Source organism: Microcystis sp. CS-574 (assembly GCF_028329095.1).
In the GTDB taxonomy this organism is placed as follows: domain Bacteria; phylum Cyanobacteriota; class Cyanobacteriia; order Cyanobacteriales; family Microcystaceae; genus Microcystis; species Microcystis ichthyoblabe_A.
In genome coordinates, this window is the sequence record NZ_JAQMSY010000046.1 from 25,129 (window position 1) to 41,597 (window position 16,469).

The following is a 16,469-nucleotide window of genomic DNA, read 5'->3' on the forward strand; positions in this document are numbered from 1 at the left end:
AGTTTGAGGTCTGCTTTTCTAACTTAAGGAATTTAACTCCTGTAGCAGTAAATCGGACAATTCTTCTAGGGATAAATCTTCTTCGTTGAGCAAATCAAGATTGCTATCTTGATTTGCTCCTATTGCTAAGGGGTTTAAACTAAAGTCAAGGTCAATAACTTCAGCTACCAGATAATCAACCAAACTGGTCACTGTTGGATATTTAAAAGTGATAGTTGCCGCCAGAGATTTACCTAAATCCTTGGCTAAACGATTTCGTAATTCCACCGTCATTAAAGAATCCATTCCCAACTCAAAAAAACCTTGGTCAACTTGGGTAAATTCTCTAGCCGGAATAGCGAGAATTTCCGCTACAATCCCTTGAACATGAGCAGTCAAAGCCGCAAAACGCTCCTCAATTGGTACTGTCCTTAAGACATCAATAAAATTATTGTCTGGGGTTAATTTTGGGGCTGAAAAACTTTGGAAATCTCGTAATAAAGGCGGAATTTTTTGATTCTCGAAACTGTTAAAAAAGCTATTCCAATTGAGAGAAGCGACAGTTACCTGTGTCCGAGAAGTCGTCAGCAATGTTTCGAGGAGATGTAAACATTTTTGGGGATCAAGAGGGGTAAAACCCTGTTTAATTAGCCTTTTTTTCGCTTTTTCGCCTAAATTTTCGGCCATACCACCCTCTGCCCAGGGTCCCCAATTAATAGTCAGGGCCGGCAGTCCTTGCGCTTGACGATAATGGGCTAGACTATCTAAAAAGGCATTAGCACTAGCATAATTACTCTGTCCAGAAGACCCTAACACCGAGGCCATCGAGGAAAAACTAATAAACCAGTCTAAATCCACTTCTTGACTGAGGAGATGCAAATTCCAAGCGCCGAGTATTTTGGGGGAAAAGACGCGCTCAAATTTCTCCCAAGTCTGTTTGGATAAGCTGGCATCCTCTAACACCCCGGCCGTGTGAATAATGCCTTTTAAAGGGGGTAACTGTTGCTCGATTATCTCAAAAGCCCGACGCATTTGGCCAAAGTCGCTAACGTCGGCGGCAAAAACTTCTACATTGGTTCCCTCTTGTCGCCATTGGTCTATAATTTGTTGGGTTTCTGGAGTTATTCCCCGGCGACTCAGTAAGACGAGGGATTTTGCTCCTTTTTTCTTTAACCAATTAGCCACTTGCTGCCCTAAGGCCCCTAGACCACCAGTAATAAGATAGGTGGCATTTTCGGCAATTTCTCGGTTTTTTAGCGACGATTTCGGGATAAACCGCCCTAAACGAGCCACATAGCTCCGGCCTTGCCGCCAAACGATTTGATTTTCCTCCTCCGAACTTTGTAAAGATTGGAACACCTCTAGGGCTAAGGTGCGGCTATCCTGAAATTTATCTCCATCTAGACACAGACAGCGCAATTCTGGGTGTTCTAGGGCAATAGTCCGTCCTAATCCCCAGAGGGAACTTTGGGCAAGGGCAATCACTGTGGGTTGAGAAGGAATGTATTGAGCCGATTGGGTGACAATATAGAGGCGAGGAGAGTAATTAACCTCTATTTTGCCTAGTTCTTGCACTATTTCCAGCAAAGTTCCACAAATTCGCTCCTGAGTGACGGCTAGGTTTTGATTATTTTCTAAAGCTTGGTCGTCATCGATTCCCCAGAGATAAATTAGACCTTGATAGGGTTTTTTGAGGAGATATTGCCAAGTCTGGCGATTCTTTTCGGTGATAAGTTGGCATCTATGCCCTTGTTGCAGCAATTTTTCGGCTAATTGTTGCCCTACTCCCTTTTTGTCGGCAAAAATTAACCAATCTCCTGTTTCTGTCCAATCCATTCCCGTCAAGTCCGTGGCTTGCCAAGTAATTTCGTATAAACTATCCTTGAGGTCGTTGGTCTGGGAAAAGAGGGTTTCTGGCCGGGCCTGTTGAAAAGTTAATCCGTCAATTTGGCTAATTAATTGACCCGATTGGCTGAAAATAGTCAAATCAGCGATTAAGATGCCGTTTTGCAAATTGCTATGGCTGAAGCGACCATGACAGTATATAGAGGTGTCCTTAACTCCCGAAAAGGTCAATCGGTCAATATTAGTGGGAAGATAGGTGCTATTCCCTGCGGGAAATAGTGCCGACATAGCGTGAAAGCAACCATCAAGTAAGACAGGATGTAGCTGGTAATCCACCGCTTGCGAGAGTAGATGGGAAGAAAGTTGAATTTTTGCGACAATTTCGGACTGATTGCGGTAAAGTTCCTGGATAACTCGAAAACTTTCCCCGTAGTTCACTCCTTTACTTAAACAGTCCTGATAATGCTGTGCAATTTCGATTTTTTGGTGACAACGGTTCCGGATATCTGTCCAATTGCAGCTGGGTAAGTCCTGGTTTTCATTGGTTAAATTACCGGATAGATGCAGTAGGGAAACTTCCTCTTCCCCAAGACTGAGAATCTGAAATTGTCCCCCCGCTAGTAAGCTTAACTGTACCTTTTTACTCTGGTTGTCTGAGAAAATTAAGGGTCGATTCAGACTCAATTGACCAAGAGTAAACTGCTGATTGGGATATTGTTGACCGGCTGCCACTATAATCATCTCTAGATAGGCCGCGGCCGGGAAAACTACCTGGCCAAAAACTTGATGTTCTTGCAGATAGCTCGGAGAGCAGGGAGAAAGAGAGGATTGATAGTGAACATCCTTTGACCCCAATAGATGCAGCGGTTGCTGTAGGAGAGGGTGGAAAGCTGCCGCTACTGTCGGGGTTTTTAGCTGAGAATCAATGTAATCTAACCAATAGCGTTTTCTTTGGAAGGGATAGGTCGGTAAGGGGATTTTTTCGCGTAAATAATCCAGGTCGAATCCATTCCAGTCAATTTTGACCCCTTTTACATAAAGGGTTGCTAAACTTTGGAGCAGGGTTTCCCAATTCGACTGTTTTGGGGACAAACTAGCTAACCAGAGACCTTGGTCGGGGAGATTTTGCTGACCTAGGTTAATTAAGGTGGTTTTGGCGCCAATTTCTAGGAATATTTCCGTATTTAACTCTCCTAATCTTTCTATACCCCGGGCAAACTCTACGGGAGACAGTAGATGATTAACCCAATATTGGGAAGTTGCTATCTCTGCATCGATAACATCCCCAGTCAAGTTAGAAATAAGGGGAAGACGTGGGGAATTATAGGTGATAGTTTCGGCAATCTTGGCAAATTCCCCCACCATACCCGTCATTAAGGGAGAATGGAAAGCATGGGAAACCGCTAAAGTCTGACTTTCAATGCCTCTCTGATTGAAGTTAGCGATTAAATGGTTAATAGCCTCAGTTTCGCCAGAAATGACCGTATTTTCTCGACTATTGACCGCAGCAATGGTACAGATGCCCCTAATCTTCCTGAGATGATTGGTCACGCTGTCGGAATCGGTAAAAATTGCCGCCATTATGCCGTTTTTCGGTAATGTCTGCATTAAGCGTCCCCGATGGGCAATTAACTTCAAACCGTCTTCTAAGCTAAAGACTCCCGCTAAACAAGCGGCCACATATTCCCCTAAACTATGACCGATGAGAGCATCGGGTTTCACTCCCCAAGATAACCAGAGTTGAGCGAGGGCATATTCCAGAGAAAATAGGGTAATTTGACTGTAAAAAGTCTGATTAATCAACTGACTGGTTTTTTCGTCCCCATATAACACTTGCAGTAAGGATTTCACCCCATAGCTCCGTAAAATTTCGTCACATTTCTCTAAAGTTTGGCGAAAAGTCGGTTGCGTTTCGTAGAGTTCCCTAGCCATTCCGGGATACTGTGAACCCTGTCCCGTACACATAAAAGCCAGTTTAGGGGCTTTTTTCGAGGTTAAAAGACTTTTTTGACCTGAAAAGCGATTTTCACCCCTAATAAAGTCTTTTAAAGCTTGCTCAAGCTGTTTTTGAGCCAGAAAGGGAATAGCTAAACGATGCTCAAAATGCGATCGCCCAGTATTAGCGGTATAGGCCAGATTTGCCATGACCGTCTGGGAATTTTGACTTAAAAAATCGTAGTAGCGTTGAGCTAATTCGCGTAAGGCTGGCTCACTTTTCGCCGAAAGGGTAATTAAATGACAAGGACGTTCTAAATGAGGTTTTTCGTCACCAAGCCGCTCAAAATTGCTTTCCTCCACGATTAAATGGACGTTAGTGCCACTCATCCCAAAAGCGCTCACTCCAGCCCGTCGGACTCCTTCTCTGACCAACCAAGGGGTAAGAGTGGTGGGGATTTTGACCGGCAGTTTTTCCCAGGGAATATAGGGATTAGGGTTCTTAAAATGAAGATTAGGGGCGATTTGCTGATTTTGTAGCTGTAAAACTGTCTTAATTAACGCCGCAATCCCCGCAGCTCCTTCCAGATGCCCCATATTAGTTTTCACAGTTCCCAAAATCAGGGGATTATCTTGGCTATGACCCCGGCCATAAATTTTCCCTAAGGATAAAACCTCGATGGGATCTCCTAAAGATGTACCTGTACCGTGAACTTCGACGTATTGCAGATCTTTAGGTTGAATTTTCGCTCTTTCGAGGGCTTGTCTGAGTAAAGCTTCCTGTGCCTGACCATTGGGGGCGGTTAAGCCATTACTTTTTCCATCGTGATTGACAGCCGAACCGCGAATTTGGGCGAAAATAAGATTGCCATCTCGGAGAGCATCACTGAGACGTTTTAAAACCACGACACCGCAACCTTCGCCCCGACCATAACCATCGGCCGAAGCATCAAAGGTTTTACTGCGACCCTGGGGAGAAACGGCTTTTAATTTACAATTACTAATCGCAGTGGCCGGGGTTAACATCAGATTCACCCCCCCCGCTAAAGCGAGATTACATTCTTGGCCGCGCAGACTTTGACAGGCCAAATGTACTGCCAAGAGGGAGGAGGAACAGGCCGTATCAATTTGCAGAGTCGGACCGTGAAACCCAAATAGATAAGAGATTCTGCCGACGGCAATAGCGCGACTGGTTCCTAAACTGTTGTAAGCATCAATGTGATTGACTACGCCTTGATGAAAACACAATTGGGCATAATCATCGCGAAAAATGCCCATAAATACGCCAGTCTGACTATTAATCAAACTTTCTGGCGCAATAGCCGCATTTTCTAGGGATTCCCAACAGACTTCTAACAGTAACCGTTGTTGCGGATCCATGGCGGCGGCTTCCCGGGGTGAGATGCCGAAGAAAGCTGGGTCAAATTCGTCAACTTTGTCTAAAAATGCCCCTTCCCGACTATACATTTTCCCCGGAACATCGGCATCTTGGTGATAATAATCGGCAATATTCCAACGTTCTAGGGGAATTTCTGTTACTGCATCGATGCCATTAACCAATAACTGCCAATAACTTGCGGAATCATTGACTCCTGCGGGAAAACGACAGCCCATACCCACAATAGCGATGGGTTCGGTTTGCGCTTTGACCATTGCATCGAGGTGTTTGTATTGTTCTAAAAAAGCTTGTTTTTGTTGATTCATCTTCCTAACAACTCTTGTCTTGTTATGTCACGTCACTTTCATCTCAGGTTATGCTTGGGAAAAAGTCACGGATAAGCAGGAAAAACCTTGATACTGTCGGGATGGGAAAATTTAGTGGCATAGTCACAATTGTCCCCGTGACTCCGAGGTGGGGGATAGGTCAAGGGAAATTAGCTATCCTATCCCCACCAGCGATTAACTAAAGAAAGCAGAGATTTCTTCTTCGGATATTTGGGGTAAAACTGCTAAAATTTCGCTTTTTTCCCGATTATTTGCCGATTCAGCCCCAGTATTGCTTTGATTAATCTGGTTAGCTAAATATTCTGCCAAACTATCAATAGTGGGATAATTCCAAACAATGGTGGCTTCGACGGGGATTCCCGACCAATCGGCAAGATCTTGGGCTAATTCCACGGCAAAAATTGAATCTAAGCCAAAATCAGCAAAAGACTGGCTGGTTTGGATAGTGGCTGGATTGACCTTTAATTTCTGGTGTAACCAATTACCTAACCACATTTCCACCTTTTCGGGAGTTTGTTGGCTAAGAAGGGACTTTTTCGGACTAGAGGGGCTATTTACTCGGTCTTGCCGCGGTTGACTAGCAATTTCGACCAGAGAAGTTTCAGCTTGAGGATGAGTCTGTTTAGCTTCTGGTTCCAACGTCAATAACTCGTCGAGTTGATAATCGGAACCCTCTAGACGTTGTTCGATATCATCAATAGATTGAGTATAATCGAGGATACGATCGCGGATAGTTGCCACCGAAGAAGCAAAGTTTTCTTCGGGTGTTCCCCGGAGAGCTTTCTGCACACATAAATCAAACTGCAATTGACTCCAAGCTAGGGCATGACTGTACTTTTCCCCGGGGTGAATTTGGGCCATTTTCGCCGTTGTTGCTACTAAAGCGGCGTAACAACCCAATTCTCCGATTAAAGAATAAGCCCAAGCTAAGGCGGCAGAACGATCACCCCAGAGATTAGACTGGAGACAACGCTGATTAATAGATTGGGCAGTGGTGTGGAGTTGCAGGGCAATCTCGGGCGCTTCCAGAACTTTTGTCAGAAATTCGCCTAATTTGTCCGTATGGGTGATACTTTTGCCCAAAAAGATTTTCAAACTTTCGTTAGGACCTTCGCCAATTCGTAAAACTCTGGCATCCCGGAGAATTTGCGGGGCAAGATTAGTTTCCATGTAACCTCTACCCCCGAGCATCTGAACGAGACTATCGGCCGCTTCCCAGAGGTAATCAGCCCCCGTAATCTTGGCAATAACGGCCATTTCCCTGGGAACGGCAACTTTTTGGTCTAAGGCGGTGGTGATACACTTTAAGAGACTGGACAAGGCCACCGTAGCCCCAGTTAAATGGTCAAAACGGGCTAAAGTAATCGGACTTTCTAGCAATTTACCGGTAGCGATCGAACGACGACTGGCATAACGTAACATTAATTGTAAACAGCGTTTCATGCCGCCAACTCCCATCATGCCAATACCTAAACGGGCATAAAGTAAAGCATCGTCGGCGGGTTCAGTGCCATTGCCCAATTCTCCCAGCAATTGCTCTTTAGTGACTAAAACATCCTCAAAATAGATGGCATTTTGCATAATTCCCCGTAATCCCATAGTTAGGGATTCAGGTCCCAAACGCAGACCGGGGGTACCTTGACGGACAAGAAAACCTGTCAAACCGTTATTCCCCGGTTCTTCCGAATCAAGCAAACGGACAAAAACATTAATCATTCCGGCCCAAGCAGAACCATTCCAACGCTTAAGGCCGCGAATTCGCCATTTATCTCGACCATCCGGCACTGCAACGGTACTAATTGCCCCGATATTCGCTCCTGCTTCCGGTTCCGTCATGCCAAAGGAGGATAATTGTCTTCCTGTCGCTAAAAGAGGTAATAATTCTTGCTTGAGGGAAATAGTCCCGTAGTTGAGCAGCGGACGGATACCTAAGCTGTTATTGAGACTGACCATCGTCGCCAGAGTTAAATCAATGGCGGCTAATTGTTCCATCACCTGCAAAAAATTGCGATTATTAAGGGCTATTCCCCCGTATTCTTCAGGAATCTGCATTCCCATCAGTCCTTGATTGCCAAAATCCATGACAATATAGGGCGGCACACAACGACGGTCATCAATCAGATGGGAATTAATGCGAGTTTTGGCGTAATCTCGCAACCAAGTCAAGATTTGCTCGGTTTTTTCTTGACTAGCGGTTGTGGGGTCAGCTTGGTGACTGCTGAGGGGGGGGGTTAGCGTCGGCATAGGGGATGAAATTAGTGGAAGTTGCTGGTTTAAATACTGTTGACGGCAAGCGTGGCGTTGAATTTTGCCGCTAGAAGTTTTGGACAGAGATGCGGGTTTGATAAAAGCGATATCATAAACTTGCAATTCGTGTTCTTGAAAAACCGCTCGACGAACTGCTTCTAGGGCTTTTTGCTGGTTAAAACGGCGAATTGCCGTTCTTTCTACCTCTTGAACCAGGACTAACTTTTCTTCTGCCTCGATTTCTACGGTAAAGGCGGCAGTTCCACTGGGGCAAAAGTCGGGATAGCATTGTTCTACGGTCTGTTCGATATCCTGGGGATAGTAGTTACCACCGCGAATAATCATCAGGTCTTTCAAGCGTCCGGTGATGTATAGTTGACCCTGATGAATAAAACCTAAATCCCCTGTACGCAAATAAAAACCCTGTCCGGTATCGGCGATAACTGCTTGAAAAGTTTTTTCTGTAGCTTCGGGATGTTGCCAATAGCCCTGGGCAACGGTTTTGCCTTTCACCCAAATTTCTCCCACCTGCTGGGAGGGACAGCGTTGACAGGTTTCAGGATTAACAATGGCAATTTCTGTGTCGATTTCTGTTTGTCCACAACTGACTAAGGATTGAGAATTTGGGCTTTTTTCCGTAAAAACGATTTGATGACGGTTTAAAGCGGCTTTTTCAACCCAGCAGATTTGAGGAACTTGATTTTTCCTGACAGCAGCAACTTTTAAGGTGGCCTCGGCTAAACCATAACCCGGACAAAAGGCGGCAAACTCAAAACCACAGGGGGCAAATTTACGAGCAAATTCGCTCAAAATTTCCATTCTGACGGTTTCTGCGCCATTTAAAGCCACTTTCCAACTGCTTAAGTCTAAATCCGCCAGCTGTTCCTCTTTAATCTTGTCAAGACAACGTTTATAGGCAAAATTAGGGGCGGCAGTGTGGGTGGCCCTGTATTTGCTGATGGCATTTAACCAACCGAGAGGACGTTGTAAAAAGGAAACCGGGGACATGAGATAACAGGGAAATCCTCGATAAAAGGGCAGTAAAATGCCATAAATTAGCCCCATATCATGAAAAGTTGGCAACCATGTCACCATAACGCTCTTTTCATCGTGTTCCCAGCCTAAATCTAAATCTCGGAGGTTGGTCAAAAGATTCTCGTGATTGACCATCACTCCTTTGGGAGTCCCCGTGGAACCAGAGGTGTATTGTAAAAAGGCTAAGGTCTCTGGTTTTATCTGAGTGGGGTAGTCTTCGGCTAAACTTTTGCCGATTAAGCTATCCGTAGCTAGAAAGGGAATATCTCTGTCTAGTTGCCTTTTTAATTGGTCTAATTCCGATTGTGTGCTTAAAAGTAAGCTTGCTTGCGAATTATTAATAATAGAAGTTAAGCGAGCCATCTTTTGGTTTTTCTTGGGCAAATTAACTGGAATTGCCACTACTCCTGCTAATAAACAGCCGAAAAACCCAGTAATAAACTCTAATCCCGAAGGGTATGCTAATAAAACTCGTTCCCCCGGTAATAGAATGGATTGGAGACTATTGGCAATCGCTTGCGCTTCTAGAAATAATTCCCCGTAGGTAAGGCGTTTTTCTTCGGTTTCGCCATCGACTAAAAAGGTATAAGCCGTTTTTTGGGGTTGGTGTTGGGCGCGATAACGAATAATATCGACTAAACTGCTTATTTCTGACAAATTAAGCTTAGTATCTAAACAAAGAGTCATTTTTTTACTCCCTATTATTAAATGGAATCGAAGACAAAGATTTAATCCTCTCGCACCGGGAAAAGTTTCTGGTGACGGGGGGCGACTAGAATTCTAGGGTTGATTTAGGCTTAAATTAAAGGTTTCTCCGTAAATTTCGCCATAGCAGAGCTTCTGAGTCCCAAAACGTCCCCCATACTCGCTCAAGGGTTCATCAGCGTATCCCAAGGCTAACAAACAACAGACATCGACCGTATCGGGAATTTGGAAATACTCGCGCAAGGGTTTAGCCACAAATCCTTCTAGGGGACAACTATCCACCCCCAAGCTTTGCGCCGCTATCATGAGATAAGTAACCGCAATCATAACTTGTCGGTTGCTCCAAGCTTCTGGAGACTGATAACAGGGTTTAAATTGGAAAAAAGGCGGAATGGCCATGTGCATGAACTTGGCCCGTTTTTCGGAAATCGTCCCCTCTTGCTTTCCTAACTCAATCACTTGATTAATGTAACCACGATGGTTAACTTGGCGATCGCCACAACAGATTAAAACCACGGGTGCACCGACCAATTTATCTTGTTCAAAGCCGAATTCTCGCAATTTTGCCTTATTTTCTGGTTCTCTAACCACAATAAATCGCCATGGTTGCAAATTATAACTAGAGGGAGCTTGGAATCCTAAACGAAAAATTTCGGCTAAAATTTCTTCGGGAATGGCATCGGTGCGAAATTTACGAGTAGAGCGTCTTTTTTGAAATATTTCAGCAATATTCATCATCTAAACCCTTTTATGAGACGTTTTCAACGGTTTAACCTAAAAAACTTTCGGGAATCGCTGGTCCCCATTGATAGAGAATATCTAACCCACCCGCATGAAGTTCTGGCTCGGTGGTTTGCTCGAAAAGATCCCCATCGGTAAAATGTTCAATGAGGCTACCGAAAGGATCTTGCCAATAGTCAAACACTTGACTTCCCAACAAATGGCGACCAATACCCCACACAGGAGTCCATCCTTTTTCTCGTAACCAATCGTGGCCGATTTTAATAGAGTCAAAATCTTGCACCTCGAAGGCAGTATGATGGACTTTGGGGTGAGAACCTTGCAACATGGCGATGGTGTGATGATCAACCCATTCCTCTCCCCGTTGACAACGAAGAAAACCCCCGACTCGTAAACTGGGATGGCCGTAATAAATTAAATCTGTTGCTTTTAAGCCAAAAGTCTGCTGATACCAGTGATAGCTTTCCTCAAAGTCTTTGACATCAATAGCTAGATGACCTAGACGTAAAATAGGTGCGGGTTCTTTTTTCGGCCTTTGGGTGCGACCTAAACGGGTTTTCCGACTAGCGTGATTCCATTGCAAGGGTTCAGGAATCGGCAAAGGTTCCACTTCCTCGATACCATAGACCAATTCTAGGTTAAAACCGTTGGGGTCAATAATTTTGATGCGCTGACCACCGCCGGGGGTGAACAGGGTTTCCACGGTCGAAGCGGAGGCTAAAGTGGCTAGTTCATGTAAGACGGATTCTGATGTCGCTTCTAGGGCAAAACTGACAAATTTAGCTTCTTTTCCCCATTCTACGACATAGACAAACTGTTTTTTGCCTCTAGCTCGCATATACAAGGCTGTATCGGTTTTAACTGCGGTAATCAGGCCAAAATCCCTCAAAAAACGTTCGCACAGGTCTAAATCCGGATGTTGATAGGTAACGTAGGCAATATCAGCAATTTTAGTCATAGTCGGTCATCCAGTGGAGTTGTCTAATTCGGCACAAAATAGCCAGACAGATATCGGTCAAAGTGCTGCCATAGCAAGGGGAAAAAGACTATTAAGAAAATCTGAACTTTGTTGTGGTTGATTATTGCACTGTGAGTACACCCACAGTCAAAGGCTAATTTTTCTTGCCCTCAATTGCTATCCCAGACTGGAGTTTGAGTAACTTGGGGGTGGAGAAAAACCTTGGGGAACTTCGGGGTTTTGCGGAAAATTTTTTTGAGAGATGTGGTCAAGGTCGTCTAGAAAAATCCGCTATCGTTGCCATAACGGGAAATTCATGTTACTACTTGGAAATACTTGGATGGTCAACAGCCACAACCACCAGGCCCGCCAAATAGGGCTAAGTGGGTAGGTGAAAAAACTCATAAAATAGCCGAGAAACCTTTGTGGAGGATGAATCAAACCTTGCCAGCACCCCTAAAAATCGATTCGCTTGGATTTAGCGCACGTCCTTAAACAGGGGAGCGAAGCTTGCACTCAAAAAGGAGGATAGGAAACTCACTGTTTTAAGTTTAATCCGTAACCAAATTATCACTTAAATTTCTCAATTATCAGCAAAGTCCTTAATTACTAAACTGGAGATAATGTCTAGAAAAGTTACCTATGGGGATATTCCCAGACAAAGAACCAAATATCTGCTTAATGCTCTGTTAAAGTTTGCTAACTACGAGGTGGATAATTGTGAAAATCTAGCTATTAAATTTAGCTGGATTAATGAGAAAAAATTGAAAATTCAAGCCGAACTTAATGCTTTAGAAATGCTGACTGAAAAATGTGGTCAAAAGCTGGAGTCATGGCAAATTCGGGATGCCTTGACGGAATATCTTAACGAAAAGTTTTTAGGTATTTTAGAAGATCATCGTCTCAATAATCAAGGGAAAATTCGTACTTTTCAAATTACTTTTTGGCAACGCGGTCATGATATTTTAACTAACCTAAGGAGCTTTGATCAAGAGTGGGCAAACAAAAGTAAACATCAATCTCCCGCAATTGCTGCTATTTTCTCCTCTTTAGATGAGGAAAAACAACAGGATTATCAGACCTATATTAAGGATTATGTAAAACGTCCACCTCTGGAGGAAAATTGTCTCAAAGTTCTTCAGCAAGAACAATCGTTGCTAAGAATTCGCGCACCTCATAATAGTGGCAAAACCCGTTTAGTTAATTGGTTAGTCCATCATCTCAAACAAGATAATTATCAACCAGTTATCATTGATTGTGAGGAGGAAAAAGCTACTATTGCCCTTAGTTGTGAAGACTTGCTGCTGTCGATTTGTCGTACCATTACCCAAGAATTAAAGATTAACGAATCTCTTCTCGATAAATTTTGGTCTCGTCCCGGAACTCCTGCCCACAAAACTCGACGATATTTAGAGGAATATGTTCTCCAACCCAGTGCTAATCCTCTGGTTTTTGTCTTTGAAAAATTTGATACAATTTTGGAAACTGAAACAATCGGTAATGAAATTTGTGGTATTCTCAGAAGTTGGCATGAAAGACGTTCCCAACCTTGGCGGAAACTGCGCTTAATTATTATTCATTCAACGGAATTTTATAGCAACTACGATTTTTATGCCTCTCCCTTAATTGGTGTAGGTTATGTGGCTAGTTTATCGGATTTTAATGCGGAACAAGTTCTCACTTTCGCTCAAGTTAATGGCATTAATTGGACGTTATCAGATGTTCATAAGGTCATGAACTTAGTGGGAGGTAATCCTTATTTAATTAAGTTAATCTTGGTAAAATTGCAAGAAGGGAATTCTCTAGAAAAGGTTCTAGATGATGCCTTGCAGGGACAAGAGCCATTTCAAAGTCATTTTTTCCTACTGATGAGATATCTGAAAAGTAATGCTAACCTCCAGAATATTTTTAGGCAAATTCTTCATAAAAAAGCTCTGACTCCGGCTCAAATGAAAGGAGAATCTGTCCAATTTTTGGAACGATTGGGACTGATCCACAAAAATTATGATACCCTAGAGGTGCGTTGCAATTTGTATCAAGTATATTTTGACGATTTGCTTGATTAGTCTCGTTGAGATTCCAATTGAAACTGAATTGAGTTTTCAAGTTTTGCTTCTAACTTACTCTTAACCCTGACAGTAATTGGTTCTCGATTAGATTCGGATTCATTATCTACAAACCTGAGAGAATTGCCTGAGGTCAAACTGGCCGAAAGATTGAGGTTTTCTAAATATTCTTGTATCAACTCTGAAGAAATTTTATTCTGGGATTGCAAGGCTCTAATAGCAGCTATAAATGATTGAGCCGCATCATAACTGGTAGCGGTTCGCCAACTAATATCTTCTTTCCATAAAGCTTGAGCATCTCTGACAAAATTTTGGGACTTAATTAGATGGGAAAACCAAGGCACAGCCAAAACTAAATTATCAATAAATTTACCGCTATCAACCAACATTTCATGTTCATACATGGAATGACTCCCTAAAAGAACTATCTTATTTTTCAGTTCTAGAGTAGTGCTGGTATTCAACTGTTCAAGAGTATGGGATAATTCTACTACCACAGAAGCTGATTCCAAACTGGGAAATAAGACAATTCCTCTAACTTGATCTTGGGAAAATGCTTTTAAAACTTTTGCGTCAATATCTAGGGAAGATGATAAATCAATTACTTTAGTGATTTTACCGCCTTTTTTTTGGAAAGCTTGATGAAACTCTTGAGTAAGTTCTTGGCTATCAATCTGGTTAGAATTATTAAAAATAATTACCTTATCTAGATCATGTTGGCTGGCATAATTAGCTAAAGTTTCACCAATTTTTTCATTGGTGATAACGGTTCTAAAAAAGTATTCACTCTCAATTACATCCGAGGAACTTGTCGAAGAAATTAAAGTAATTTTGGCTCTTTCATAGATAGGTAAAGCTGCTAAGGTGGCTTCACTAGAATAATGTCCAATTACTCCAATAACTTTGGGGTCTTTAACGATTTCCTTGGCGACTATCTTAGCAACTTTTTCGTCATTATTATCATTAGCAATAACGATATTTAAAAATAAATTATTCGCACTTGTCGGTAATTGGCTATTAAATAAATATTGTGCTTGAGCAATCCCTTTAAGGATTTCTTGGGAAATTTCATTTTTTTTGCCACTGGGAATAACCACCGCCAAAGTCACATAATTATTACTTAAATAAGCGATAGCATTATTATAATAAATCAAGGTTTCTGCATCTTCAGGATGAGCAAGATAGGCTTTTTTGAATAACTGTTTAGCCTCTAGATAATTAGCATTTTTAAAAGCCAAAATACCCCGATCTTTATAAAAATTTTCCTGTTTAATAAGTAGCTTTTTTTCGCCTTGGCTAAATAGTTCAGGCTCCTTAGTATAGGGAATTTTATAAAAGTAAGGTAACAGCCATGACTGGTAGAATCCCAACCCAAGTAAACCTGTAACAATGCTAGTAAATATTCCCGCTACCAACATAAATAAACGAGATTGTTTTTGACGAGTAATGCTTTCAGAGGCTGCTAAAAAACGATAATCGATACTATCTAATTCTTTATCTTCTTGCCATTTTTTAGATTCCTCTAACTTTTTACCTGTCAGTAAACAATTTGTATCGGTAAAATTTGAGTCTTCCCACTTAGCAATTTCCGATTGATAAGGACGACTAGCTGCTAATACATTATATAACCATTTTTGATTAAAAATTGCCTGATAAATAGCATTAGCCACTCTAAGATAGCCCTGATTATCGACGATAACTAATCCAGATAGCAATAATTCATCATGTTCTGGTGTGTTACTCGCTTTCACCAATTTACCTTTTAAAAGGTTGGCATAAACCCTTAGTAAATACCCTTGGTCAGGATGATAAATAAGTCGCTCTCTTATACTTGATAAAAAAGCAGGCTCATCTTTTTTTTCCCAGTTATCAATAATGTGTTTATAAACGAAATCTCGCACCCAAGCTGATAAGAGAGACTGAGGTATTTGAACTTTAAACTTGGCCATTAAATAACACAATTTTTGAGTTAGAAAAGGTTGACCATTAGTCCAGCTAAAAATTTCTTGTAGAATTTCTTGAGGGGACACACCCAACCCTTCTAGTCCTTGCATCAAGGGTTGACAGTTATCTTCTAACGACAGTCCATTTAATTCAATTGCTTTACCAATATTGAAAGGAGTTCTTTGACTATCTTGAATTAATTGATTGGGGGTAGCCGTGCCAATTAAAACAAATGAAATACGATTAAAATCTGCATTAATAACTCGCTTTTCATGACAAGACCTAAGGTAAGCAAAAAAGTCATCAGTAGCAAAAGGTAGTTTTCTAACCACATCAATTTCATCAATAAAAATAACAATGTTGTTTGAAATTTTTATCAATAAAATTTCTTTAATAAACTGTCTAAGTAACCCAACATTAGAAACAGATTGACTGGCGATCCAAGATTCTAAATCCGTCATATTTAGTTTTAATTGTTCGGCAATTTCAATAATTAAGGAATGATACCAGCTAGATTGATCTACTGATGTCCCTAATTCATTTAAGTCTATACGGGAACAGGCAACTCCTTGGGCTTCAATTTGAGTTTGGATGCGTACCGTCAAACTCGACTTGCCCATTTTGCGAGAATTGAAAATATAACAATACTGACTATTCATCAGAGCTTGGTACAATTTCAGATCAGCCCTTCTATCCACATAGCTTGGATCGGAAGGAGATAAGGTACTAGAAAACTTATAAACATTCTCGGCGGTTCCGTTTTCTTGCATATTTCGGTATTTTATTGACCAGATAACCAAAACTTGGGTAAGGAATACCAGTTTGAACTACACTAACCCTGGTGATAAATCCAGAAAAAACCTCGCTCACTCGTAGCCGATTATTGGTAAGCTAGTTCTGCTCTGAATGAGATTGGCATATTTTCTTAGGGTAAACTCATCGGAAATTTTGGGTCTGAAACCCCGCCGTTCTAGGTTGGCTTTACGTTAGAATTAAAAGGCCAGTCTCGAAAACCAAGTGGACGGCGCAGCACCGTTCGGCTGAGCTCACGGCCGAAGCCTTGAAAACTCGGCTTAGGGGGTTCCGACCAGAAAAGCTTGGCCGGGTAAAAAGTCGCGCGCAACAAGTACAAGAAGCGTTTAGCTGGAAACGTACCGTGGGACACACGGAATCGGGCTTCTGAAATGGGGCGAAAGTCTGTGGACTCTGTGTAAGACAGTACATGGTTTTTTAACTGTGGTATGCGACGGTGGTGGAAGCAGAAACTTAAATCGTGAGGTTTAGGAATC

At 42.2% G+C, this 16,469-nt stretch carries 6 protein-coding genes; 1 reads left to right on the top strand and 5 read right to left on the bottom strand.

Going from position 1 to position 16,469, the window contains the following annotated elements:
• Window positions 1-18 precede the first annotated feature (18 nt).
• The 4 genes from PN470_RS03205 to PN470_RS03220 form a co-directional block, all read right to left on the bottom strand.
• Window positions 19-5,463, bottom strand: coding sequence for a type I polyketide synthase (locus tag PN470_RS03205; protein ID WP_272103637.1), 5,445 nt, complete (start codon window positions 5,461-5,463; stop codon window positions 19-21).
• Window positions 5,464-5,658: 195 nt separating this feature from the next.
• Complete coding sequence (locus PN470_RS03210) at window positions 5,659-9,453, bottom strand: AMP-binding protein (protein ID WP_271937317.1); 3,795 nt, start codon at window positions 9,451-9,453, stop codon at window positions 5,659-5,661.
• Between the two features lie 93 nt (window positions 9,454-9,546).
• A complete protein-coding gene (locus PN470_RS03215; RefSeq protein ID WP_272103639.1) occupies window positions 9,547-10,209 on the bottom strand; it encodes a nitroreductase family protein in 663 nt (220 codons plus the stop codon).
• A gap of 31 nt (window positions 10,210-10,240) precedes the next feature.
• Window positions 10,241-11,170: a VOC family protein gene (locus PN470_RS03220; RefSeq protein WP_002732692.1), complete on the bottom strand. Its 930-nt coding sequence runs from the start codon at window positions 11,168-11,170 to the stop codon at window positions 10,241-10,243.
• Window positions 11,171-11,793: 623 nt separating this feature from the next.
• Between PN470_RS03220 and PN470_RS03225 the strand changes: the two genes are divergently transcribed.
• Window positions 11,794-13,236 (top strand): AAA-like domain-containing protein, encoded by a 1,443-nt coding sequence (locus tag PN470_RS03225; protein ID WP_272103641.1) that lies wholly within the window; start codon window positions 11,794-11,796, stop codon window positions 13,234-13,236.
• Here PN470_RS03225 and PN470_RS03230 read toward each other — a convergent pair.
• Window positions 13,233-15,950: an AAA-like domain-containing protein gene (locus PN470_RS03230; RefSeq protein ID WP_272103643.1), complete on the bottom strand. Its 2,718-nt coding sequence runs from the start codon at window positions 15,948-15,950 to the stop codon at window positions 13,233-13,235. The genes PN470_RS03225 and PN470_RS03230 overlap by 4 nt on opposite strands.
• Window positions 15,951-16,469 lie beyond the last annotated feature (519 nt).

What these genes read in the sequence shown, in the direction of transcription:
- PN470_RS03215 (WP_272103639.1), bottom strand. Translation starts at nt 10,209, where the DNA reads ATGATGAATATTGCTGAAATATTTCAAAAAAGACGCTCTACTCGTAAA.
- PN470_RS03230 (WP_272103643.1), bottom strand. Translation starts at nt 15,950, where the DNA reads ATGCAAGAAAACGGAACCGCCGAGAATGTTTATAAGTTTTCTAGTACC.
- PN470_RS03225 (WP_272103641.1), top strand. Translation starts at nt 11,794, where the DNA reads ATGTCTAGAAAAGTTACCTATGGGGATATTCCCAGACAAAGAACCAAA.
- PN470_RS03220 (WP_002732692.1), bottom strand. Translation starts at nt 11,170, where the DNA reads ATGACTAAAATTGCTGATATTGCCTACGTTACCTATCAACATCCGGAT.
- PN470_RS03210 (WP_271937317.1), bottom strand. Translation starts at nt 9,453, where the DNA reads ATGACTCTTTGTTTAGATACTAAGCTTAATTTGTCAGAAATAAGCAGT.
- PN470_RS03205 (WP_272103637.1), bottom strand. Translation starts at nt 5,463, where the DNA reads ATGAATCAACAAAAACAAGCTTTTTTAGAACAATACAAACACCTCGAT.